The 23,581-nt window shown below is 55.0% G+C and carries 18 protein-coding genes and 1 pseudogene; 10 read left to right on the forward strand and 9 right to left on the reverse strand.

Going from position 1 to position 23,581, the window contains the following annotated elements; translation table 11 throughout:
• Positions 1-86: 86 nt before the first annotated feature.
• Positions 87-1,388 (reverse strand): hexuronate transporter ExuT, encoded by a 1,302-nt coding sequence (exuT, locus tag ACERJC_RS23575; RefSeq protein WP_373672593.1) that lies wholly within the window; start codon positions 1,386-1,388, stop codon positions 87-89.
• Between the two features lie 470 nt (positions 1,389-1,858).
• On the opposite strand from exuT, the gene uxaC reads away from it, so the two are divergent.
• The 3 genes from uxaC to ACERJC_RS23590 all read left to right on the forward strand — a co-directional run bounded on the left by uxaC (position 1,859) and on the right by ACERJC_RS23590 (position 5,490).
• Entirely contained in the window at positions 1,859-3,271 is a 1,413-nt protein-coding gene (uxaC, locus tag ACERJC_RS23580; RefSeq protein WP_178827502.1) for a glucuronate isomerase, read from the forward strand.
• 14 nt (positions 3,272-3,285) lie between these two features.
• Positions 3,286-4,773: a UxaA family hydrolase gene (locus ACERJC_RS23585; RefSeq protein WP_373672594.1), complete on the forward strand. Its 1,488-nt coding sequence runs from the start codon at positions 3,286-3,288 to the stop codon at positions 4,771-4,773.
• 162 nt (positions 4,774-4,935) lie between these two features.
• Positions 4,936-5,490 (forward strand): YgjV family protein, encoded by a 555-nt coding sequence (locus tag ACERJC_RS23590; RefSeq protein ID WP_061076238.1) that lies wholly within the window; start codon positions 4,936-4,938, stop codon positions 5,488-5,490.
• A 16-nt stretch (positions 5,491-5,506) separates the two neighbouring features.
• Here ACERJC_RS23590 and sstT read toward each other — a convergent pair whose 3' ends face one another.
• From sstT to ACERJC_RS23610, 4 genes are all read right to left on the reverse strand, one after another.
• Positions 5,507-6,751, reverse strand: coding sequence for a serine/threonine transporter SstT (sstT, locus tag ACERJC_RS23595; protein WP_286631638.1), 1,245 nt, complete (start codon positions 6,749-6,751; stop codon positions 5,507-5,509).
• A 252-nt stretch (positions 6,752-7,003) separates the two neighbouring features.
• Positions 7,004-7,969, reverse strand: a complete 966-nt coding sequence (locus tag ACERJC_RS23600) for a TerC family protein (protein ID WP_152406085.1) — start codon at positions 7,967-7,969, stop codon at positions 7,004-7,006.
• A gap of 269 nt (positions 7,970-8,238) precedes the next feature.
• Positions 8,239-9,237 (reverse strand): Gfo/Idh/MocA family protein, encoded by a 999-nt coding sequence (locus tag ACERJC_RS23605; protein ID WP_373672595.1) that lies wholly within the window; start codon positions 9,235-9,237, stop codon positions 8,239-8,241.
• 69 nt (positions 9,238-9,306) lie between these two features.
• Positions 9,307-9,810, reverse strand: coding sequence for a M48 metallopeptidase family protein (locus tag ACERJC_RS23610; RefSeq protein ID WP_152406083.1), 504 nt, complete (start codon positions 9,808-9,810; stop codon positions 9,307-9,309).
• 86 nt (positions 9,811-9,896) lie between these two features.
• Between ACERJC_RS23610 and rlmG the strand changes: the two genes are divergently transcribed.
• Entirely contained in the window at positions 9,897-11,033 is a 1,137-nt protein-coding gene (gene rlmG / locus ACERJC_RS23615; RefSeq protein WP_152406082.1) for a 23S rRNA (guanine(1835)-N(2))-methyltransferase RlmG, read from the forward strand.
• An 87-nt stretch (positions 11,034-11,120) separates the two neighbouring features.
• Here the strand turns inward: rlmG and ACERJC_RS23620 are convergent, their stop codons facing one another.
• From ACERJC_RS23620 to ACERJC_RS23635, 4 genes and pseudogenes are all read right to left on the reverse strand, one after another.
• Positions 11,121-13,139 carry an oxidoreductase gene (locus tag ACERJC_RS23620; RefSeq protein WP_373672596.1) on the reverse strand — a complete coding sequence of 673 codons (2,019 nt, stop codon included), beginning with the start codon at positions 13,137-13,139 and terminating at the stop codon, positions 11,121-11,123.
• A 138-nt stretch (positions 13,140-13,277) separates the two neighbouring features.
• A complete protein-coding gene (locus tag ACERJC_RS23625) occupies positions 13,278-14,348 on the reverse strand; it encodes an ABC transporter ATP-binding protein (RefSeq protein WP_373672597.1) in 1,071 nt (356 codons plus the stop codon).
• A pseudogene (locus ACERJC_RS23630) lies at positions 14,345-15,732 on the reverse strand (phosphohexomutase domain-containing protein). The gene ACERJC_RS23625 and the pseudogene ACERJC_RS23630 overlap by 4 nt, the downstream one beginning before the upstream one ends.
• Positions 15,733-15,761: 29 nt before the next feature.
• On the reverse strand, positions 15,762-16,751 hold the full coding sequence (locus tag ACERJC_RS23635; protein ID WP_373672598.1) for a LacI family DNA-binding transcriptional regulator: 990 nt from the start codon (positions 16,749-16,751) through the stop codon (positions 15,762-15,764).
• 286 nt (positions 16,752-17,037) lie between these two features.
• On the opposite strand from ACERJC_RS23635, the gene ACERJC_RS23640 reads away from it, so the two are divergent.
• The 6 genes from ACERJC_RS23640 to ACERJC_RS23665 are packed head-to-tail and all read left to right on the forward strand — an operon-like array spanning position 17,038 to position 23,561.
• Positions 17,038-18,300: an ABC transporter substrate-binding protein gene (locus ACERJC_RS23640; protein ID WP_373672649.1), complete on the forward strand. Its 1,263-nt coding sequence runs from the start codon at positions 17,038-17,040 to the stop codon at positions 18,298-18,300.
• Between the two features lie 9 nt (positions 18,301-18,309).
• Positions 18,310-19,176, forward strand: a complete 867-nt coding sequence (locus ACERJC_RS23645) for a carbohydrate ABC transporter permease (RefSeq protein WP_178823252.1) — start codon at positions 18,310-18,312, stop codon at positions 19,174-19,176.
• Positions 19,177-20,004, forward strand: coding sequence for a carbohydrate ABC transporter permease (locus ACERJC_RS23650; RefSeq protein ID WP_371895809.1), 828 nt, complete (start codon positions 19,177-19,179; stop codon positions 20,002-20,004). It begins immediately after the preceding gene.
• 11 nt (positions 20,005-20,015) lie between these two features.
• On the forward strand, positions 20,016-21,602 hold the full coding sequence (locus tag ACERJC_RS23655; RefSeq protein WP_373672599.1) for an alpha-glucosidase: 1,587 nt from the start codon (positions 20,016-20,018) through the stop codon (positions 21,600-21,602).
• Positions 21,583-22,641, forward strand: a complete 1,059-nt coding sequence (locus ACERJC_RS23660; protein ID WP_373672600.1) for a glycoside hydrolase family 130 protein — start codon at positions 21,583-21,585, stop codon at positions 22,639-22,641. Before ACERJC_RS23655 ends, ACERJC_RS23660 begins: the two co-directional genes overlap by 20 nt.
• On the forward strand, positions 22,641-23,561 hold the full coding sequence (locus ACERJC_RS23665) for a DUF1861 family protein (protein ID WP_373672601.1): 921 nt from the start codon (positions 22,641-22,643) through the stop codon (positions 23,559-23,561). Before ACERJC_RS23660 ends, ACERJC_RS23665 begins: the two co-directional genes overlap by 1 nt.
• Positions 23,562-23,581: the final 20 nt, after the last annotated feature.

A 23,581-nucleotide genomic window follows, 5' to 3' on the forward strand; every position in this document is an offset into this window, starting at 1 on the left:
AGGTTGGCTCCACACGCAGAAACGAAAAAGCCGCCTGCGAGTGCCAGCAGGCGGCCTGGTTTGCTTACGTGTTATCCGTCGGCAGGCTAACTCTGCGCCGCCGGTTTATCGAACTGCGTGTCGGAATCTACGTCACTGGCCGGTTTATTTTGCAGCACGGTCCAGATAACCAGCGCACCGAGCAGGTCGAACACGGCCAGGACCGCAAACAGCGGGCTGAAGCCGATGGTGTCCGCCAGCGCGCCGACCACCAGGGCAAACAGCGTGCTTGCCAGCCAGGCAGACATCCCGGTCAGACCGTTCGCCGTTGCCACTTCGTTACGACCAAAGACGTCAGATGAGAGTGTAATCAGCGCCCCGGACAGTGCCTGGTGAGCAAAACCACCAATACACAGCAGCATGATGGCAATGTATGGGCTGGTGAAAAGACCGATCATCCCTGGGCCAATCATCAGCACGGCGCCCAATGTAACGACCATTTTACGTGAGACAATCAGGTTGACGCCAAACCAGCGCTGGAACAGCGGCGGCAGGTAACCGCCCACGATGCAACCCAGGTCGGCAAACAGCATCGGCATCCAGGCGAACATCGCAATTTCTTTCAGGTTAAAGCCATAGACTTTAAACATGAACAGCGGGATCCAGGCGTTAAATGTCCCCCAGGCTGGCTCAGCAAGGAAACGCGGCAGGGCGATACCCCAGAACTGGCGGTTACGCAGGATCTGCACGAGCGACATTTTCTTTTGGGTGCTGTTTTTGTGCTGCGCTTCCTGACCATTAATAATGTAGTCGCGCTCTTCGTCCGTTAGTTTTTTCTGGTCACGCGGGTGCTTATAGAAGATAAGCCAGGACATTGCCCAGATGAAGCTCAGGACGCCAGAGATGATGAAAGCCATCTGCCAGCTGTGCATCACAATCGCCCAGACAACCAGCGGTGGAGCAATCATCGCGCCGATAGAGGAGCCGACGTTAAAGTAGCCGACCGCAATGGAGCGCTCTTTCGCCGGGAACCATTCGGAACTGGCTTTCAGACCCGCCGGGATCATCGCGGCTTCTGCCGCACCGACCGCGCCACGCGCCAGCGCCAGGCCACCCCAGCTTCCTGCCAGCGCGGTTGCGCCACAGAAAACGGCCCATAGCACGGCAAACATCGCATAGCCTATTTTGGTGCCCAGTATGTCCAGCACATAGCCGGCAACAGGTTGCATGACAGTGTAAGCAGCAGAATAGGCTGCGATGATATAGGAGTACTGTTGGGTGGAGATGTGCAACTCTTCCATCAGAGTTGGCGCAGCTGCCGCCACAGTGTTACGCGTCAGGTAACCCAGCACGGTGCCAAGCGTCACCAGTGCAATCATGTACCAACGTAACCCTTTAATTTTACGCATGTAAAACCTCATCGTTTTGTTATTTCCGCAAGGAGCGCGGTCATCTTCCTGCCTGGGGCAGAGGATGCTGTTTACGACGGGGTAACCCAAAAAAGCCGGTACGCCCGAACGTTGCCATAAATAAATTTTGCTAATTCGGTTTCCGTACCGGTGAATCCGATGATGAATCATCGGTAATTTTGCATTCCGTCTGCTTATGTATCGCGACGGCAGAAAGATAACTTGTCATACAACTTTAAAAGGTGAGTGCCATCACAAAAGTGTGAATCTTAGCATGGTTATTATTTCGATTAGGCGACACCAGAGCTGGCGCGGCCTGGAACGGTGTTTACCTCTTTGAGGGTAAATAATTTGTCAGCATTTATTGATCTATCTCACGAAAATATCTACAGGCTATGGAAATTGGTGTGATAACTTTGTCAGCATCGCGCTATAAGCAATCAGACGCACTCGTTGAGAGGAAGACGAAAATGACCCCGTTTATGACAGAAGATTTTCTACTTGATACTGAATTTGCCCGCCGTCTGTATCATGATTACGCCAAAGACCAGCCTATCTTCGATTACCATTGCCATCTGCCGCCGCAGCAAATCGCCGAAGACTACCGATTCAATAACCTGTATGACATCTGGCTGAAAGGTGACCATTACAAATGGCGAGCCATGCGCACCAACGGTGTCGCTGAGCGCCTGTGTACCGGCGACGCCTCGGATCGCGAGAAGTTTGACGCGTGGGCGGCGACGGTTCCGCATACTATCGGCAACCCGTTATACCACTGGACACACCTTGAACTGCGTCGTCCGTTTGGCGTGACCGGCAAATTGCTCTCTCCATCAACGGCGGACGAGATCTGGAATCAGTGCAATGAACTGCTGGCGCAGGATGCGTTCTCCGCCCGCGGTATCATGCAGCAGATGAACGTGAAAATGGTTGGTACCACTGACGATCCAATTGATTCGCTGGAGCATCATGCAACGGTCGCAAAAGACAGCAGTTTCTCGGTGAAAGTCTTGCCGAGCTGGCGTCCGGATAAAGCCTTCAATATTGAACAGGCGACCTTCAACGATTACATGGCAAAACTGGGTGAAGTTTCTGACACCGACATCCGTCGCTTTACCGATCTGCAAAGCGCGCTGACCAAACGTCTTGACCACTTCGCTGCGCACGGTTGTAAAGTCTCCGACCATGCGCTGGACGTGGTGCTGTTCGCCGAGTCCAGCGAAGCGGAACTGGATAGTATTCTGGCACGCCGTCTGGCGGGCGAGACGCTGAGCGAGCATGAAGTGGCACAGTTCAAAACCGCAGTGCTGGTGTTCCTGGGCGCGGAATATGCACGTCGTGGTTGGGTACAGCAGTACCACATCGGTGCTCTGCGCAATAACAACCTGCGTCAGTTCAAACTGCTGGGGCCGGATGTGGGTTTTGACTCTATCAACGACCGTCCGATGGCTGAAGAGCTGTCAAAACTGCTCAGCAAGCAGAATGAAGAGAACCTGTTGCCGAAAACCATCCTTTACTGCCTGAACCCACGCGATAACGAAGTGTTGGGCACGATGATCGGCAACTTCCAGGGGGAAGGGATGCCAGGAAAAATGCAGTTCGGTTCCGGCTGGTGGTTCAACGATCAGAAAGACGGTATGGAACGTCAGATGACGCAACTGGCGCAACTGGGTCTGTTGAGCCGCTTTGTCGGCATGTTAACCGACAGTCGCAGCTTCCTCTCGTACACCCGTCATGAGTACTTCCGCCGCATTCTGTGCCAGATGATTGGTCGCTGGGTGCAGGCCGGTGAAGCCCCGGCGGATAGTCAACTGCTGGGTGAGATGGTGAAAAATATTTGCTTTAACAATGCGCGTGATTACTTCGCCATTGAACTGAACTAAGGTCCGGGGTTGATATGCAATACATCAAAATCCATGTGCAGGATAACGTTGCGGTCGCGCTGGCTGATTTGGCGCAGGGAACTGAAGTCACTGTGGATAACCACACCGTAACGCTTCGCCAGGATGTCACTCGCGGACATAAATTTGCCTTGAGTGACATCAAGAAAGGAACGTACGTGATTAAGTATGGCCAGCCTATCGGCCATGCTCTGGCGGACATTGCGGCGGGTGAACATATTCACGCCCACAATACTCGCACCAATCTGAGCGATTTGGATGAGTATAGCTATCAACCTGATTTTCAGGATCTTCCTGCCCAACCTGCGGATCGCGACGTGCAGATTTATCGTCGCGCCAGTGGGGAGGTCGGGGTACGAAACGAACTCTGGATCCTGCCTACCGTTGGCTGCGTCAACGGGATTGCACGCCAGATCCAGAACCGTTTCCTGAAAGAGACCAACGATGCCGAGGGTACCGACGGTGTCTTCCTGTTCAGCCACACCTACGGCTGCTCGCAACTTGGCGACGATCACATCAATACCCGTACCATGCTGCAAAACATGGTCCGTCACCCGAATGCGGGCGCAGTGCTGGTGATTGGCCTGGGGTGTGAAAATAACCAGGTGGATGCCTTCCGCGAAACGCTCGGCGAGTTCGATCCTGAGCGCGTGCACTTTATGATTTGTCAGCATCAGGACGATGAAGTGGAGGCCGGGCTTGAACACCTCCATCAGCTTTACGAAGTGATGCGTCACGACAGGCGCGAGCCAGGGAAACTGAGCGAGCTGAAGTTTGGTCTGGAGTGTGGCGGTTCTGACGGGCTTTCCGGGATCACCGCAAACCCGATGCTTGGCCGTTTCTCTGACTATATGATCGCCAACGGCGGTACCACCGTTCTGACCGAAGTGCCGGAGATGTTCGGAGCGGAGCAACTGCTGATGAGTCACTGTCGTGACGAAGAGACGTTCGGCAAACTGGTCACCATGGTCAATGACTTCAAGCAGTATTTTATTGCCCATAACCAGCCGATTTACGAGAACCCCTCGCCGGGTAACAAAGCCGGTGGGATCACCACGCTGGAAGATAAGTCGCTGGGCTGCACGCAGAAAGCGGGCTCCAGTCAGGTGGTTGACGTACTACGCTACGGCGAGCGTCTGAAAACTCACGGACTGAATCTGCTGAGCGCGCCGGGTAATGATGCGGTTGCTACCAGTGTGCTGGCGGGTGCCGGTTGCCATATGGTGTTATTCAGCACCGGTCGCGGTACTCCTTACGGCGGGTTTGTGCCGACGGTGAAAATCGCCACCAACAGCGAACTGGCCGCGAAGAAAAAGCACTGGATCGACTTTGATGCTGGCCAACTGATCCACGGCAAAGCGATGCCGCAACTGCTGAATGAGTTCGTTGATACCATCGTCGATTTTGCCAACGGCAAGCAGACCTGCAACGAACGCAATGATTTCCGCGAACTGGCTATCTTTAAAAGCGGCGTAACATTGTAATTACCCAGTATCTTTCGCCTCGCAGCGGGAATGACCGAACTGGCCGTCTTGCCTTGCTGTGGCACGGAATCTTTCGGGTAATCACGTGAGTCTGGATTTTAAAAACGACGTTTCATATGATGAAGCGTCGTTTGTTTTTGTATTTCCTGACAAGGATCCCCCATGACCGCGTATTGGCTGGCTCAGGGCGTAGGTGTACTCGCGTTTCTGATTGGCATTACCACGTTTTTCAACCGCGATGAGCGCCGTTTCCGACTCCAGCTTGCCGTCTATAGCGCCACAATAGGCGTACACTTCTTTCTGATGGGCGCCTGGCCCGCCGGGATGAGCGCAGAACTCAACACCGTGCGTACCCTGGTGTCCATGCGCACCCGTAAACTGTGGGTGATGGCGCTGTTTATTATCCTCACACTGGTGCTTGGGCTGGCGAAGCTACAGCACGCGATGGAAATTCTGCCCATCATCGGTACGCTCGCCAGTACCTGGGCGCTGTTCCGCTGTAAGGGATTAACGGTGCGCTGCGTGATGTGGTGTGCGACAGCCTGCTGGGTGGTGCATAACTTCTGGCTGGGATCGATTGGCGGTACGCTGATTGAAGGCAGTTTTCTGGTGATGAACGGGCTGAACATTATCCGCTTCTGGCGCATGAAACGCCGGGGAATCGATCCGTTCAAAATTGAGAAAAGCGTGCAGGAAGAGAACCCTTCCGCCAGATGACGGAAGGGGCAGGCGCTTAGCTGCGCAGAGGATTATTTGCCAGACGTTCGTCTTCAGCCTGACAGGCCGCAGCGGTAAACAGGACGTCAGTTGACGAGTTCAGCGCGGTTTCACAGGAATCCTGCAACACGCCGATGATAAAGCCAACGGCAACAACCTGCATGGCGATATCGTTAGGGATACCAAACATATTACACGCCAGCGGTATCAGCAGCAGCGAACCGCCCGCGACGCCCGATGCGCCACAGGCACATAGAGAGGCGACGACGCTCAGCAGCAGCGCGGTGGGCAGATCCACCGGGATCCCCAACGTATTCACCGCCGCCAGCGTTAACACCGTAATGGTGATCGCCGCGCCCGCCATATTGATGGTTGCGCCCAGTGGGATAGAAACGGAATAGGTATCGCGATCCAGATTCAGTTTTTCACACAGCGCCATATTCACCGGAATATTCGCCGCAGAACTGCGGGTGAAGAAGGCGTAGACACCGCTTTCACGCAGGCAGGCAAAGACCAGCGGATACGGGTTGCGACGAATTTTCCAGAACACCAGCAGCGGGTTGATGACCAGCGCAACCAGCGCCATACAGCCTACCAGCACGACCAGCAGTTGCGCGTAGCCCCACAGCGTAGCGAAACCGGTGGTTGCCAGCGTGGAAGAGACCAGGCCAAAAATACCGATCGGTGCAAAACGGATCACCAGTTTCACCATAAAGGTGACGGCATCCGACATGTCATTGACCAGATTTTTGGTGGTGTCGTTGCCGTGACGCAGGGCAAAACCGAGGCCGACCGCCCACACCAGGATGCCGATATAGTTGGCATTCAGCAGTGCATCAATAGGGTTGGAGACCATGCTCATCAGCAGACCGCGCAGGACTTCCACGATGCCCGACGGCGGCACAATATCATTTGCGCTGGTGGTCAGATGCAGCGTTGAAGGGAAGGCAAAACTGAAGACCACCGCGGCAAGCGCGGCAGAAAATGTCCCCAGCAGATAGAGAAACAGAATCGGGCGAATGCTGGTTTTTTGCCCGTGCTGATGGTTAGCGATAGACGCCATCACCAGCATCAGAACCAGCACCGGGGCAACGGCTTTTAACGCGCCGACGAACAGTGTGCCGAGCAAACCCACGGCAATAGCCGCCGGTTTTGAAATCCATGCCAGTAGGATCCCCAGTACGAGACCGACCAAAATTTGTTTTACCAGGCTTCCTTGAGCCAAACGCTGCAGCAGCCCCGGAGAACGTTGCGTAGTCATTTCATCATCCTTTCATTGTGTTGTTGCTCATCCTTTGCGCGTTCTATGGACGCCTCTTTCCGGATGTAACAAAGTGTTTGCCTGGTTGAGTATAAGGAAAGATAAAGCTTCTGGAAGCGAAATATGCTGGATTTTATGCTGTGATCATATTTTATAACTTAACATTAACAATGATGTGACATGTTCTGCAAAATGTAGACAGCGGATTGTCTATTGGCCGGGGACGCGCTAGCGCCGCCCGGCTCGACAGAATTACGCCTGCTGTTTCTTATCATGCTGATAGTTGACCCAGGCATTGATCAGTAACGTCACGACCAGGATGCCAAATACCACGCCCAGCGAAATCGCAATCGGGATATGGTAGAAGTCGACGATCAGCATCTTAATGCCGATAAATACCAGGATCACCGCCAGACCGTATTTCAGCATTGAGAACCGCTCTGCAACCCCTGACAGCAGGAAGTACATTGCACGCAGACCGAGGATCGCGAACAGGTTTGAGGTCAGCACGATGAACGGGTCGGTGGTGACGGCGAAGATGGCGGGAATACTGTCGACCGCAAAAATAACGTCGCTCAGTTCCACCAGAATCAGCACCAGCATCAGCGGCGTGACATACAGCAGACCATTTTTACGCACGAAGAAATGTTCGTTTTCGATGGTATCGGTCATACGCAGATGTCCGCGCAGCCAGCGTACCAGCGGTTTGTCGCCGATTCCGGAATCGTCCTCTTTCGCCAGCGCCATCTTCACCCCGGTAAACAGGAGGAACGCGCCAAACAGGTACAGGATCCAGTCGAACTGGGTGATAAGCCATGTACCCGCAAAAATCATGACCGTACGCAGGATGATTGCGCCCAACACGCCATACACCAGTACCCGACGCTGCAGTGCAGGCGGCACCGAGAAGTAGCTGAACAGCATCAGCCAGACAAAGACGTTATCGACGGCGAGAGATTTTTCAATCAGATAACCGGTGAGGAACGCCAGCGCCTGCGGATCGGCGACGGCGCGGCCTTCGGTTTGTACCAGGTACCACCAGAACGCCGCGTTGAACAACAGCGAGAGCGTAACCCAGACCAGGGACCAGGCGGCCGCTTGTTTCATGGTCATCGTATGTACGCCACGACGCCCCTGCAAAAAGAGGTCGATAGCCAGCATAATCACCACAACAACAGCGAATCCGCCCCATAACAACGGTGTGCCGACAGTATTCATAAATATTCCTTACGCATAAAAAAGGCCAACGTCGGAAGACGTCAGCCGCTGCTTTTTTATGCATAGACCTCGCCTTCCGGCAAGGTCTCACTTACAACAAAAAAAGAATGCGTTAACGCATTCCTTTTTCGTTGCCCGGTGACCGGATGTGGTTTCTCACACATCGTAATGACGATCGACCGACAATGAAGTTACTCCCCTTTGCAGGTAACAAAATATGACAGGCCACGCATTCCGTCAATGGCCTGTAACATCTGTTTTACAATGTTTTACGCAGTGGCCGCACGGCTGACGTCATCTGCCGGGAAGATGACGTCGGTCTGGCGACGAATCTCGGTCAGCAGTTTTGCCGTGATGCGACTGTTCGACAATCCAGGATGATTCACTTCATTGGCGTCCACCAGTTCTGCAAACGCCTGTGCCTCATACAGCATAGTATTGATGTGCTGTGGTTGGGTAAGGTCCTGGGTTTTCCCGCCGCGTGGAACAAAGCAGACCTTCTGGCATTCGGAGATTTTTTCGATCACCAGCGATCCGGCTTCGCCCTGGATTTCGCTGTCGATAATGGAGTCGCTCACTTTGGAATGCTGGAGAGTGACGCTGAAATCACCGTAGTCCATCACCACGACGCCATGGGCATCGACGCCGCTTTCCAACAAACTGGCGCAGGCCTGTACGCTGTGTGGTTCTCCCCACAGCGCCACGGCGGAGGCCAGACAGTAGAAACCGATGTCCATGATCGATCCGTTGGAGAAGGCAGGGTTAAAGGTGTTCGGGTTTTCGCCGTCGAGATAGCGCTGATAGCGCGAAGAGTACTGGCAGTAATTGAGGAACGCTTTGCGCACCTTACCGACTTTCGGCAGCGACTGCTGTAGTAGCAGGAAATTAGGCAGACTGGCGGTTTTAAAGGCTTCATAGAGCACCACCTGATTTTCCCGCGCACAGGCGATAGCGGCTTCCGCTTCGGTCAGATTCGACGCCAGCGGTTTTTCGCAGATCACATGCTTTTTATGGCTCAGAAACAGTTGGGTCTGGGGAAAGTGCAGCGAGTTCGGACTGGCAATGTACACCGCATCAATCGCATCGCTCTGCGCCATTGCATCCAGCGAGGTAAACAGATGCTCGACGAGGTAATCATTAGCGAAAGTTTGCGCCTGTTCGAGGCTGCGGGAATAAACTGCGGTTAATTTATATTTGCCGGTCTCATGGGCGGCATCCACAAACTGACGGGTGATCCAGTTTGTGCCAATCACTGCGAAACGTATCATAAATGCCTTCAGGCTCCATAAAGGGATTCTTTCGTCAATTTAGCACGCCTTTATGACAAAGCCAGTGCGCTACTGCGCAGTTTCCTTTAACGACAACTGCGTCAACCAGAGGCGCGTATCAAATTCCAACTGGTGATACTGTGGTTCCATGTGGCAGCAAAGCTGATAAAACGCTTTGTTGTGCTCTTTTTCCTTCAGATGCGCCAGTTCGTGTACGACGATCATCCGTAAAAAGGGTTCTGGCGCGTTGCGAAACACGGTGGCGACGCGGATCTCGGCTTTCGCTTTTAGCTTGCCGCCCTGCACGCGAGAGACTGCCGTGTGCAGCCCAAGCGCATTTTTCAGTACGTGGATCTTATTGTCATACATCACTTTGTTGATCGGCGGGGCATTACGCAGAAACTGACTTTTCAGATCCTGGGTGTATTGCCACAGCGCTTTATCCGTCGCGAAATCATGCGTTCCCGGATAGCGCTTTTCCAGCACCGTGCCCAGCCGCTGTTCGGCAATCAGCGTGCGCACCTGTGAAAGCAGGTTCTCCGGGTAGCCCTGGAGGTAGTTCAGTTCGTTCATCTCAGTCCACGCCAATTAACAAAATTGTTGTATACTCACGCACCCTTTTAAGGGATACGCCGAAATTTTACCATTCAGGAGGGCCGATGAGCCACACAGACAACGGTTTCCGTTCACTGACACTAAAACGTTTCCCGGAAACGGACGACGTTAACCCACTGCTGGCGTGGGAAGCGGCGGATGAGTATCTGCTGCAACAGTTGGACGATACGGAGATTCGCGGCCCGGTGCTGATCCTGAATGATACCTTTGGTGCGCTGAGCTGTGCGCTGGCGGAGCAGTCGCCGTACAGCATTGGTGATTCTTATTTAAGCGAACTGGCAACGCGGGAAAATTTGCGCCATAACGATATCGCGGAGTCCAGCGTCAAGTTTCTCGACAGCACGGCGGAGTATCCGCAGGCGCCGGGCGTGGTACTCATCAAAGTGCCAAAAACGCTGGCGCTGCTTGAGCAACAGCTGCGTGCGCTGCGAAAAGTGGTGACCCCGCAAACCCGCATCATTGCTGGCGCGAAGGCGCGTGACATCCATAACTCCACGCTGGAGCTGTTTGAGAAAGTGCTGGGGCCAACGACCACCACGCTGGCGTGGAAAAAGGCGCGTCTCATCAACTGCACTTTCAACGAACCGGCGCTGGCCGAAGCGCCGGAGACGCTGAGCTGGAAACTGGAAGGCACCGACTGGACCATCCACAACCATGCCAACGTTTTCTCCCGCACCGGGCTGGATATTGGTGCGCGCTTCTTTATGCAGAACCTGCCAGAGAATCTGGAAGGGGAGATTGTCGATCTCGGCTGCGGCAACGGGGTGATTGGCCTGACGCTGCTGGAAAAAAATCCACAGGCTAACGTGGTCTTTGTTGATGAATCTCCGATGGCGGTCGCTTCCAGCCGTCTGAATGTGGAAACCAACCTCCCTGAGGCCATCGATCGCTGCGAGTTTATGATTAACAACGCGCTGTCCGGGGTTGAGCCTTTCCGCTTTAATGCCGTACTGTGCAATCCGCCGTTCCATCAGAAGCATGCGCTGACGGATAACATTGCCTGGGAAATGTTCCACCACGCCCGTCGTTGCCTGAAGATCAATGGCGAGCTGTATATCGTCGCCAACCGCCATCTCGACTACTTCCACAAGCTGAAGAAGATCTTCGGCAACTGCACCACCGTCGCCACCAACAATAAGTTTGTGGTGCTCAAAGCGGTGAAAGTCGGCCGCCGTCGCTAACGTATTGCCGGATGGCGGCTGTGCCTTATCCGGCCTACAACATATTACTATTGCGTAGGCCTGATAAGCGTAGCGCCATCAGGCACATTAAATTCCCAGCGCCAGACGGGTGCCCTGGGCAATGGCCCGACGAGCATCCAGTTCCATCGCCACATCACAGCCGCCGATGACGTGCACGGTTTTTCCCGCCGCATGCAACGGTTCGGCCAGTTCGCGGCGTGGCTCCTGACCGGCACAAATAATGACATTATCGACCTCCAGCGTTCGTGCTTCGTTACCGATCAACACGTGCAGACCGGCGTCGTCGATCTTCTGATAGCTGACTGCCGGGATCATCTTCACGCCGCGTGAAAGCAGCGTAGTGCGATGGATCCAGCCGGTGGTTTTCCCCAGTCCCTCTCCGGGTTTGCTGGCCTTACGCTGGAGCATCACTATCTGACGCGGGCTGCGAGCCAGATGCGGGCCTTCCGGACGTAATCCACCGGCCTGTTGCAGGCTGGTGTCGATGCCCCATTCCACACAGAAATCGGCAATGCTCTGACTGGTCGGTTCACCGGGCTGGCTCAGGTACATTGCGGTATCAAAGCCGATCCCTCCGCAGCCAACGATGGCTACCCGACTCCCCACCGGGGGTTTGTCGCGCAACACGTCGAGATAGGTTAAGACTTTCGGATGATCAATGCCGTCTATCGGTGGCCTGCGTGGCTCGATCCCGCTGGCGAGGATCACCTCATCGAATGCCAGCAGATCGTCTGCCACCGCATAATGATTCAGTTTCAGGGTGACGCCAGTGACGTCGATCATCCGGCGATAATAGCGGAGCGTTTCATAAAACTCCTCTTTACCGGGGATCTGTTTGGCGATATTGAACTGTCCGCCGATTTCGCCCTGCGCATCAAAGAGGGTGACGTGATGGCCACGTGCCGCCGCATTGATGGCAAAGGCGAGGCCCGCCGGACCCGCACCGACGACGGCCAGATTTTTAAGCGCGGTGGCTGCAACAATGGGCATTTTGGTTTCGTGACAGGCGCGTGGATTCACCAGGCATGAGGTCACTTTACCGACGAAGATCTGATCCAGACACGCCTGATTACAGCCGATGCAGGTGTTAATCTCATCGGCACGCCCCGATTGGGCTTTCGATAACAGCTCGGCATCCGCGAGGAACGGGCGCGCCATCGACACCATGTCGGCATCACCGCGCGCCAGAATCTCATCGGCAACCTGCGGATCGTTAATGCGATTGGTGGTGACCAGCGGCAGCGAAACGTGGCCTTTCAGTTTACGCGTGACCCAGCTAAAGGCACCGCGCGGCACCGGCGTAGCGATGGTGGGAATGCGCGCTTCATGCCAGCCAATTCCGGTGTTGATAAGGGTCGCGCCTGCGGTTTCGACGGCCTGCGCCAGTTGCACGGTTTCTGCAAAGGTGCCGCCGTTTTCCACCAGGTCGAGCATCGACAGGCGGTAGATAATAATAAAGTCATTCCCCACCCGCTGGCGGACTGCGCGTACCACCTCAACGGCAAAGCGCATGCGGTTGGTGTAATCGCCACCCCAATCGTCGTCGCGCTGATTGGTGCGCAGGGTGAGAAACTCGTTAATCAAATAGCCTTCTGAACCCATGATTTCGACGCCGTCGTAACCGGCTTCCCGCGCCAGTTGAGCGCAGTGGGCGAAGTCCTCAATCAGTTGCAGAATTTCTTCGTGGCTCAGGGCGTGCGGAGTAAACCGGTTGATGGGGGCCTGAATCGCTGAAGGCGCCACCAGTTGTGGCTGATAGCTGTAGCGCCCGGTGTGCAGGATCTGTAACGCGATTTTCCCGCCTTCGTTATGAACGGCATCGGTAATGATGCGGTGATGTGGCACCTGCCGGGCATCGTTGAGCGTAGCGCCGCCCTCCATCGTGACGCCAGACGGCGCAGGCGCAATACCGCCGGTGACAATCAGCGCGACGCCATGCCGGGCGCGTTCGGCATAGAAGGCCGCCAGTCGTTCAGCACCATCAGGATACTCTTCCAGCCCGGTGTGCATTGAGCCCATCAGTACGCGGTTTTTAAGCTGAGTAAAGCCGAGATCAAGCGGGGCGAACAGCGACGGATAGCTCATAAGATTGTCCAGTATGTAAAATTATTGTTATGTGGTCGGATGAGTTACTAATTTAGCCGTCGACGGGTAAAAGGGAAAAGGGGAATGCAATGATTGTGATGGGATTCAAAAAAAGCCCCCGGTTGCCGGGGGCGCTCATCAGACGAAAGCCACGCGTTTACCAATCGAATCAAAAAGATGAAGATGTTGCTCCTGCATGGTCAGGGTTAATGCGGTTTGCGCCGGGAAACTCAACTGCTGGAAGGATTTCAGACATAGCGATTGCCCTGCCACCTCCAGCCATACCAGCGTAGAGTCACCCTGCAGTTCGCAAAGACGGGTTCGCCCGTTAAGGCTAAAGTCGCCCGGTTGTTGGTACTGCAGATGCTCCGGGCGGATAGCCACGAACATCTTGTCGCCGTCGCGTGCACCTACCGGCTGGCGCGAAAGCAGAAAGCGAAGATCATCGGCAAGATGCAGCGCGCCCTGTCGCCAGACGGCGGGCAGGATATTGATTTTAGGCGTGCCGATAAATTCGGCGACAAAGAGATTCGCCGGCGTGTTATACAGTTCGAGCGGCGTCCCTACCTGCTCAATTTTTCCCTTATAGAGCACTACGATGCGGTCCGCAAGCGTCATTGCCTCCACCTGATCGTGGGTGACGTAGATCATGGTGTTTTTCAGCGTGTGGTGGAGCTGCAGGATCTCCTGGCGCATTTCCACGCGCAGCGCGGCGTCCAGGTTCGACAGTGGTTCGTCGAACAGAAACAGCTCCGGCTGCTGAACGATAGTGCGCCCAATCGCCACGCGCTGGCGCTGGCCGCCGGAGAGATTCTGCGGAAGCCGGTCCAGCATCTCGTCTAGCCTGAGCATCGCGGCGGCATGCTCTATCCGTCGGGCGATTTCATCCGCCGGTGTGCGGATATTTCGCAGGCCAAAGGAGAGATTTTCCCGCACCGTCATGTGCGGATAAAGAGCGTAAGACTGAAACACCATTGAGAGGTTGCGTTTACCTGCCGCCAGGTGGGTGACGTCGATATCACCCATCATCAGCGTGCCGCCGTCGGGGGTTTCTAGCCCGGCAATCATGCGCAGCAGCGTGGATTTACCGCAGCCTGACGGTCCGACCAGAACGATAAATTCCCCGGAGGCGATCTCCAGCGAGAGATTTTCAATGATGGTGGTCTTGTCATATTTTTTATGAATATTCCTGAGGGAAAGGGCGGTCATAGCGTCTCCTTAGCGCCGGATTGGGCGGCAATCAACGTCAATACTTCATCGGTTTTTTGCGCGAGCAGGGCGGTATCGCCCCGAGTCTCCACGTTGAGCCGCAGCAGGGGTTCTGTATTGGAGGCGCGTAAATTGAAGCGCCAGTCGGCGAAGGCGAGGCTTATGCCATCGCAGTCGTCGCGTTCAGGGGCGGCGGATTGATAGTGTGCAATAACCGCTTTCTGGATCGCCGCCGGATCGCCAACGGTCAGATTGATCTCGCCAGAGACCGGGAAGTGCGACCGGGCGTCGGCAATCCACCGGGAAAGCGGTTGACTGCTGTTACCGATAATTTGCAGCATCAGCACCAGCGGGATCATTCCGCTATCGCAGTAGCCGAACTCGCGAAAGTAGTGGTGCCCGCTCATTTCTCCGCCGTAGATGGCGTCCTCTTCGCGCATCCGCGCTTTGATAAAGGCATGGCCGGTTTTACTGATGATGGGATGTCCGCCGCAGCGGGTCACCATTTCCAGTGTGTTCCACGTCAGTCGCGGGTCGAGGATCACCGGACTGGTGGGAAAACGCTGCAGGAAGTGGTGCGCGAACAGCCCGACCAGATAGTAGCTCTCGATAAATGTCCCCTGTTCATCAAAGAAAAAGCAGCGGTCGAAATCACCTCCCAGGCGATCCCGAAATCGGCCTGATGCGCAATCACCGCCTGGCGTGTCGCCTGCCGATTTTCGGGCAGCATCGGGTTCGGCACGCCAGCCGGGAAATGACCGTCCGGCTGATGGTGCAGACGAATAAAATCTGCCTGCACGCCTGCCTGCGCCAGACCTTCCGCCAGCGCATCCAGCGCCGGGCCCGCGGTACCGTGCCCGGCATTGGTCACGATCCGCAGCGGGCGAGCTGGAGGGCGATGAAGGAAGCGCGTCAGGCAGTGAACCCAGGCGGGACGATTGTCGTAACGGATCACCACACCGCGATGCACGACAGGGGGAAAAATATTTTGTTCAGCCAGCGCTTTGATTGCCAGCAACCCGTTGTCGTTGCTGACAGGGCGCGCCTCTTCGCGCACCAGTTTCATGCCGTTGTATTGCGCGGGGTTATGACTGGCGGTGACCTGGATACCGCCATCAGCCCGTAGCTCGCGGGTGGCGAAGTAGACCTCCTCAGTACCCGACAGCCCAATGTCGATAACGTCGACGCCGCTGGCGGTTAGCCCTTCGGCCAACGCCACCTTCAACGTTTCGGAGCTCAGGCGGATATCACCGCCGACCACCACGCGTCTGGGATGCAGCCAGGCGGCGTAGGCGCGGCCAATGCGAAAGGTGATATCCGGCGTGAGAGAGACGCCCACTTCACCACGAATGTCATAAGCTTTAAAACAGGTCAGTTCATCCATAATCCACTCTTCTGTTAAGCAAAATGCACTCAGGCCGTCTCTCGCACGATCAACTGGTATTCCAGTGCGTGATGGATGACGGGCCCGCGGTTGAGGAGTAATTCCACGGCGATTTCGCCTTTACGTTCCGCGTTCTGATCAATGGTGGTGAGGCCAATACCGTTGGCGTCGGGAATGATGTTGTCGAAACCGCTGATCGCCACCTGCTGTGGAATAGCGAGACGCTGGCGCTGGCAGTAGTTAACGGCGCCCAGCGCGAAGCGATCGGATAAGCAAATGAGCGCGCTGATATCGGGATGGGCGCTCAGCAGCGCCTCGGCGGCCAGTTCGCCGTGCTGTTCATCATGCTGCGTTTCATACAGCCAGCAGGTAGAAAGCGGAATGCCCTGCTCACGAAAGACGGCGCGGCAGGCGTTGACGCGCGTTAGCATCAGCGTGTTATCACCAGTAACCGCGCGTGCCAGATGGCGCATACCTTGCGCGCCGGGACGCGAGGAGAAGGCGATAATGCCGAAATGGCGGTGTCCTTTGTCGAGCAAATAGCGGGTGATATCCCGCATCGCGCTGGCGTTATCAATCGATACGCTGCTGTATTCTGGTAATTCGAAATCGAGGGTGACCACCGGAAGATGGCGAGCCAGCGTCTGCTGAATAATGGCGGCGCTATTGTGGGTGGCATTCAGAATATAACCATCGACCAGCGTAGTAAGCGACGGCGTTGCGTTAGCGGCCCCTTTTTGCAACGGGACCAGCACGAGATTAATATTTTGCTCTTCACAGCGAACGGCAATGCCGCGCATCAGTTTGATATCGTGCGGGTCGATAAACACGTAACTCATCGAATCGTTGAAGATGACGCCAATGGTGTCTGACTTGCCGGTACGCAGCGCGCGGGCCAACCGGTCCGGCCCCTGAAAGCCCACTTCCCGGGCATAACATAAAATGCGTTCACGCAGTTCGACGGAGAGTTTTTCTGGGTTATTCCATGCGTTTGAGATTGTGGTATGGGATATTCCCATTTCCTTCGCTAATGATTTAATGGTTATTTTTGCTGTTTGCCTTTTATTATATTTGTCTGATGGTGTGTTTTTATTTTTAATATTCATGATGTTTATATTTATTCTTTCCTGATATTGGTGGCTGAGTTTATCGTTAAACAAAAATAGTTTTGTGATTTGTTTAACGTTAAACATAAATAAGGGGTGTTAGCGTACGCAATATTCAAAAGCAGGGTAGCGGTAAGCCAATAACACTTATTGAGAGTTAGGGAGATATATCGTGAAAGTTGCAGCGGTTGCTAAATTGATGGCATCAATATTACTTAGTCTATATATTTCTGGTTGTGGACCGGATGAGAAAAAAGATGAACAGGCCGGGGCGAAAACAGCGATAAAAATGTGGGTGGCACCTAACGAAAATGAAGAAGCCTTCTGGAATAAAATGGTAACGGAGTGGAATAAAGACCCTGCCCATACCCCCGTACAATTTACTACTATTCCTGCCGCCAACAGTTCGGAAGAAGCGATTATGAACGCGTTGGCTTCGGGTACCGAACCAGATATTTCCAGCAATATTTTTATTGGCTTCGCAAGCCAACTGGTGGATGTCGGGCAAATTGAGGACCTGTCCAAAATGCCAGGCTTTGATGACCTGGTGAAAACGCGCCAGATGGCATCGCTTCTCCCGGCGTGGAAGCTCAACGGCCAGCAGAACGTCCTGCCGATATACGTTAATCCTATCGTCTGGTGGTGGCGCGGCGACCTGCTGAAAAAGTACGGTTTCGACCATGCACCGACCCGCTATGACGAGCTTTATCAACTGGCAGAACGCCGGGCGGCGGACAACCACGGCTACGTGATGCAGCTTACTGCCGGTAAGAACTGGTGGGAACGCTGGTTCGACTTTATTCCCCTGTATTACGCGCAGAGCGGTGGGAAAACCTATATTGCTGATAAAAAAGCGGCCTTTAATAACCCGGACGGTCAGTCGGTGCTGACATTTATGGGGAAAGTGTTTAACAGCAAGTGGAGCAGCTACGACTTCACCTCCGCTGACGATCCGCTGGCGACCGGCCAGGTTCTGGCCTCTGCCCGCGGCCCGTGGGATCTTGCCCGCTACCGGAAACAGTACCCGGAGGTGCTGAAAACCATTCAGATTGGCCCGATGCTGACCGAAAACGGCGCCGCCCATCCGCACACCTTCGGCGACAGCAAGGGCATGGTGATGTTCAGCTCCAGCACGCACAAAACCGAGGCCTGGGCGTTTATGCAATGGGTCTTTGGCAACGCCGGGCATGATCGCACCTGGCTTGAACTGACCGGTATGCCGCCTGCACGCGCCGACTTGATGAGTAATCCGCTGTTTACTGACTATTTTGCGAAAAATCCGCTGGAGAAAGATATTGCCTCTTACGTTGACGTGGCCCTGCCTCCGGTGGCGACCACGCAAACCACAGAAATTCAACGCAGTATGACGCAGATGCTTGAACGGGTGATTTTCAACAACGAAGCCCCGGAAAAAGCGCTGGACCAGTCACAGCAGGAAGTTAACGCTCTGCTGGCGCAATAAGGGGGCGTGATGGCTGGATATGATTCCCGTACCGGAGGCCTGCTGGCCTCCACCTGGATAGGTTATTCATTGCTGTTCTGGTTTTATCCGCTGGCCTGGCTGGCGGTGCTGAGCGTCACCCAGTGGCAGTTTATTGGAACGCCCCGGTTCTCGGGGCTGCAAAACCTGACTGGCGTCGTGAACGATAAACTATTCTGGACGTCGATGTGGAATATTTGTCGCTTTTTAATGTGGTACGTACCGATTGTTTTTGCTGCTTCACTCTTATTTGCGGCGGGATTACGACGCATTAACTATGGCAAGGGATTTATTGCGCTGAGTTTTTTACTCGCCAATATCTCTTCCGGGGTGGCCTATTCCATCGTCTTTTCTAAATTGTTTAGCGAATATGGCCCAGTGAACCAATTTTTACGCGCGCATTTCGGTATTTCCGTTCCGTGGTTTACTAATCCGGATTGTGCGATGCTTTCCATCGCGTTGATTGTGACCTGGAAATTTGTCGGCTATTACGGATTAATTCTTTATTCAGGGATGCAGGCGATTCCTGGCGATATTTACAGCGCGGCAATGCTCGATAAAACCGGGCGTTTTAAACTGGGTTGGGCAATAACGCTGCCGATGATGAATCCGCAAATTGTCATGGTCATGGTGCTGGCGATTACCGTGGCTTTCAGTATCTTCACCGAGCCCTATTTAATTACCGGCGGCGGCCCGCTGAATAGCACCACCAGCCCGATGGTGGTGATGTATGAAGCCGCTTTCCAGAATATGAAGCCGACGTGGGCGGCGACCATGTCCATTATTGTCGCGGGCTGCAGTTTCGTAGCGATTTGGCTGTTCCGTAAACTGTTTGAAAAAAATATCGAGATTGTGTGAATGAAAAAACTCACTCCCCTGAGCCTGGTGATTCACGCGGTAATGTTTATTCTGGCGTTAAGCTGGCTCTATCCGTTTATCTGGATGACCGTTTCGTCGTTGAAACCGACGGCGGAGATCTACACTACCGGTCTGTTCTCCGGTCATCTGACGCTGGAAAACTACATCTTCCTGTTTGATAACAGCAACCGGGCCGACAAGCCTTTCTTACGCACGCTGTTTAACTCGCTGTTTGTCTCTTTCGCCATAACCTTCTGCGTCACCGTCACCTCCATGCTGGTGGGCTACGCGCTGGCGAAAACCGAGTTCCGCGGCAAAAATGCGTTTCGTAACCTGCTGATCGTCCAGATGGTTTTCCCGGTCTTTATGTTCATCATTCCGCAGTTTGTGCTGATGCGTGAACTGGGGATGGTGAACCGCTACAGCGCGATGATCCTGCCATACGCCATGAGCGCATGGGGGATCTTTATGGTCTCGCAGAGCTTTAAAGGCACGCCAAACGACTATCTGTATGCCGCGCGCCTCGACCACGCCAGCCTGTGGGGCATTTTGCGCCACGTGATGATGCCGTTGAACAAATCCATTCTGGCAATCGTCGCGCTGTTTACCTTCTCAAGCTCGTGGGACAACTTCCTCTGGCCGCTGATCGTCATGCGCGACGTTGAAAAGATGCCGTTCTCGGTGCTGCTGGCAACCTTCAGCAAATCTTACGGCGTCTATCTTGGCCCGGTAATGGCCGGGGCAGTGGTGCAGATGCTGCCGGTGGTGGTGCTGTTTGTCCTCTTTCGCAAATACTTCCTGCAGGGCATGTCGTTATCACTGAAATAAGGAATGAACCGGTGAACAAGCAACCCTGGTGGCTGGCGTGTACCTGCTACCAAATCTATCTGCCCTCGTTCTGCGATGGTAACGGTGACGGCATGGGTGATTTTCCTGGCCTGCTGTCGAAGGTGGACTACCTGTACGAACTGGGCGTCGGCGCCATCTGGATCACGCCGTTTTATCCCTCGCCGCTGGTGGACAACGGCTACGACATCAGCGATTACTGCGCGGTCGACGCGCGTTTTGGCACGCTTGAGGATTTTCGTAAGGTGGTGGCGCGTTGCCATGCCTGCGGAATTCGCGTGATTATCGATCTGGTGGTTAACCACGTTTCGTCGGCGCATCCGTGGTTTCGCGACGCGTGGAACAACCCGGCCAGCCGCTATCGCGACTACTTCCTGTTCAGCAGGCAGCCGAATAACTGGCAGTCATTTTTCTCCGGCAGCGCCTGGACCGCCGAGCCGGATACCGGGGAGTTCTACTATCACAAGTTTGCCCCCGAGCAGGTCGATCTCAACTGGGCGAACCCTGACGTGGAGCGTGAAATTTACCGGGTTGTTGATTTCTGGAAAGCGCAGGGCGTCGACGGTTTCCGTTTTGACGTTATCAACTTCCTGACCACCGACGGCATTGGCCCGGATAACCCGCAGGAGAATGGCGAGCAGCAGCACCATTTCGATATCAACCAGCCGGGCATTCTCGAGACGTTGCGTCGGCTATGTCGTTATGTGCGCCAGCAGGGGGAGACATTTTTAATTGGCGAAATTGGCAGCGAGGCGCTGGATGTTCTGGCGCGTTATCAAAGCCCTGAGCTGATGAACGTGGTGTTTAACTTCAATATCGGCAGCCAAAAAACCTTTGATATCGCTCGATTGTGCGAAGCGATTAACGCCACGCAGGCGCAGCAGTCCGGGCCGCCTACGCTGTTTTTCTCCAGCCACGATATGCCGCGCATGATCGGTCGCTTTGGCGAAGGCCCGCGTGATACCGCGCGCGCGTTGGCAGTGCTGGCATTACAGCTTACCGCGCGCGGAGTGCCGTTTATTTATCAGGGCGAAGAGCTGGGCATGCCGAATTATTCTTCTCTCTCCGTAGAGCAACTCTTCGATATTCAGGGCAAAACCCATTACCAAACCGCGTTACAGCAGGGGGCGAATGAGGCTCAGGCGCTGGCGCTGGCGGTGAAACACTCCCGCGACGGTTCGCGTGCGCCGCTGCTGTGGTCCGACGCACCGTTTGCCGGTTTTTCTACCGTCGCCCCGTGGATGCCCGTTTGCGAGGACTACCCACTCATCAACGCTGAGCGTCAGCGGCAGACGCCAGCGTCGCTATGGCGACAATATCAGGCGCTGATTGCGCTGCGGGCGGCCACGCCGGCCCTCTGTGAAGGGGCGTCCAGTGAACTTGGGTTGACGGAGAGTTGCGTATGGTTCACCCGCGAAACGGAGCAGGAGTGCGTGTGGGTAGCAATCAACTTTGGCGCGCCGGTACGGAATCCCTGGCGGGATATTCCTGCCGGAGTGCTGTACGGCATCGACGGCCAGTGGCTGGACAAAAATCAAATTGTGATGAAAAGGAGCGTTCATGAACAGACACAGCAGTAATCCGCTTATTACCCCGAAAGACGTGGTGCCTTCACTGCCGGGGCGCAAGGTTGAATGTGTCTTTAATACCGGGGTCACCGAATGTAACGGCGAAATTATTCTGCTGCTGCGCGTCGCGGAAAGCGTGATTAACGATAATCCGCAGCAGATTGTGGTTCCGCTGCTGAAGCCGCAGGCAGAAGGCTGGCGGCAAACCACCAAAACCTTCGATCGCGGCGACGATCGCTTCGATTTTAGCGATCCGCGCACCATCGTGCTCAAAAGCGATCCGGCGCAGGTCTGGTTAACCTCAATGTCCCATTTGCGCCTGGCGCGCAGCGTCGACGGCATGCATTACACCATTGATTCGCAGCCGTTTATTATTGCCGACAGCCGCTACGAGGAGTTTGGCTGCGAGGATGCGCGTATTACGCGGATAGATGACCTTTGGTATATCAACTATTCGGCGGTTTCTTCGTTGGGGATCACCACCGCGCTGGCGACCACCCGTGATTTCATCACTGTGGAAAAACGGGGGCTAATTCTCTGCCCGGATAACCGCGATGTCTGTTTCTTTCCGGAAAAGATCGGCGGACGCTATATGGCGCTGACGCGTCCCGCACCGTGTCACTTTGGTCATCCGGAGATCTGGATCTGCGAGTCGCCGGATATGCTGCACTGGGGCAATCACCGACATCTGCTGGGGCGTTCCGGGGACGAATGGGATTCACGCAAGTCCGGCGGCGGCGCGCCGCTGATCAAAACCGATCGCGGCTGGCTGGAGATCTATCATGGGGTGGATGCCGCGCAGCGGTACTGCCTGGGGGCGTTGCTTCTCGATCTCGACGATCCTATGAAGATTCTCGCCAAATCGCCGGTGCCGCTGCTGGAGCCGACGGCGATTTATGAGCGGGAAGGCTTTTTCGGCAATGTGGTCTTTACCTGTGGGGCGTTGATTCGTAATAACACGCTGCACGTCTGGTACGGCGCGGCGGACGAGTGTACCGCGTTGGCGACCCTGCCGATGGACGCGCTCTGGCAACATCTTGGGCTGGCATAATGCGCGACGATGTTGAGGCGCTCTATCAGCGTTATCGGCCGCAGCCGCAGAGCGGAAGGCGTGGAAAAATTGTCTTCCACGGCGTAGCGGGTCTGGATGCCTATAACCCCACAGCCCCCTTTCTTGATGAAGGACGATGGTGCATAGCCGCGCGCGTCGAGGCGCGCGATAGCGAAGATGCGCAGGTGCGTTTTTTCGCCTGGGATGGCGGCAACCATGCCACGTTGCTGGATGAGATGCCGACGTTCCGGCTCCAGGATCCTTTCGTCAGCCGCATTGGCGGCGAGTTGCTGTTGGGCGGCGTGGAAGTGGTACCCGCGAAGGAGGGCAAAGGGATGCGCTGGCGAACGCGGTTCTTTGTCGGCCCGTCGGTTCGCGCACTGCGGCCCCTGACCGTCGGACCATGGGGGATGAAGGATATCCGACTGGTTGAACTGCCCGACGGCCGAATTCTGGTATTTACCCGTCCGCAGGGCGATCCCGGTGGACGGGGCACCATTGGCTGGATGATTCTCTCCACGTTAAGTGAACTTGGTACGCAGACCATTGCGCGGGCTACGCTAATTCCGCATGTTGATACGTTCTGCTGGTGCGGCGTTAACGAAGCCCATTTGTTACCCTCGGGTCACATTGGCGCGCTGGCGCACGTGGCTCGTTTCGATGAGCAGGGTAACCGACACTACTATGCTGCATGTTTTACCTTTGACTATCAGCGTGGCGTTAGCAGCGCGATGAACATCGTGGCCTGTCGCGATGATTTTCTGCCCGGAGAGAGTAAACGTGACGATTTACAGGACGTGGTCTTTCCCGCCGGTTTGCTGGAAACGCAAGAGCAAGGGCAAGGTAGGCGGCTGTTTTGCGGTACCAGCGATTGCGAAGTGCAGTGGCGGGATATTCCCTCGCCGTTTGCGGGAGGATAAAAATAACGCCCCCTACGCAG

Source organism: Citrobacter telavivensis (assembly GCF_041807075.1).
Lineage (GTDB): Bacteria > Pseudomonadota > Gammaproteobacteria > Enterobacterales > Enterobacteriaceae > Citrobacter_A > Citrobacter_A telavivensis.

Excerpts from the sequence above, each read along its gene's own strand:
- ACERJC_RS23625 (WP_373672597.1), bottom strand. The coding sequence starts at position 14,348 with ATGACCGCCCTTTCCCTCAGGAATATTCATAAAAAATATGACAAGACC.
- rlmG (WP_152406082.1), top strand. The coding sequence starts at position 9,897 with ATGAGCCACACAGACAACGGTTTCCGTTCACTGACACTAAAACGTTTC.
- ACERJC_RS23660 (WP_373672600.1), top strand. The coding sequence starts at position 21,583 with ATGAACAGACACAGCAGTAATCCGCTTATTACCCCGAAAGACGTGGTG.
- sstT (WP_286631638.1), bottom strand. The coding sequence starts at position 6,751 with ATGACTACGCAACGTTCTCCGGGGCTGCTGCAGCGTTTGGCTCAAGGA.
- ACERJC_RS23640 (WP_373672649.1), top strand. The coding sequence starts at position 17,038 with ATGGCATCAATATTACTTAGTCTATATATTTCTGGTTGTGGACCGGAT.
- ACERJC_RS23645 (WP_178823252.1), top strand. The coding sequence starts at position 18,310 with ATGGCTGGATATGATTCCCGTACCGGAGGCCTGCTGGCCTCCACCTGG.
- uxaC (WP_178827502.1), top strand. The coding sequence starts at position 1,859 with ATGACCCCGTTTATGACAGAAGATTTTCTACTTGATACTGAATTTGCC.
- ACERJC_RS23650 (WP_371895809.1), top strand. The coding sequence starts at position 19,177 with ATGAAAAAACTCACTCCCCTGAGCCTGGTGATTCACGCGGTAATGTTT.
- exuT (WP_373672593.1), bottom strand. The coding sequence starts at position 1,388 with ATGCGTAAAATTAAAGGGTTACGTTGGTACATGATTGCACTGGTGACG.
- ACERJC_RS23590 (WP_061076238.1), top strand. The coding sequence starts at position 4,936 with ATGACCGCGTATTGGCTGGCTCAGGGCGTAGGTGTACTCGCGTTTCTG.
- ACERJC_RS23600 (WP_152406085.1), bottom strand. The coding sequence starts at position 7,969 with ATGAATACTGTCGGCACACCGTTGTTATGGGGCGGATTCGCTGTTGTT.
- ACERJC_RS23585 (WP_373672594.1), top strand. The coding sequence starts at position 3,286 with ATGCAATACATCAAAATCCATGTGCAGGATAACGTTGCGGTCGCGCTG.
- ACERJC_RS23605 (WP_373672595.1), bottom strand. The coding sequence starts at position 9,237 with ATGATACGTTTCGCAGTGATTGGCACAAACTGGATCACCCGTCAGTTT.
- ACERJC_RS23610 (WP_152406083.1), bottom strand. The coding sequence starts at position 9,810 with ATGAACGAACTGAACTACCTCCAGGGCTACCCGGAGAACCTGCTTTCA.
- ACERJC_RS23635 (WP_373672598.1), bottom strand. The coding sequence starts at position 16,751 with ATGGGAATATCCCATACCACAATCTCAAACGCATGGAATAACCCAGAA.
- ACERJC_RS23620 (WP_373672596.1), bottom strand. The coding sequence starts at position 13,139 with ATGAGCTATCCGTCGCTGTTCGCCCCGCTTGATCTCGGCTTTACTCAG.
- ACERJC_RS23665 (WP_373672601.1), top strand. The coding sequence starts at position 22,641 with ATGCGCGACGATGTTGAGGCGCTCTATCAGCGTTATCGGCCGCAGCCG.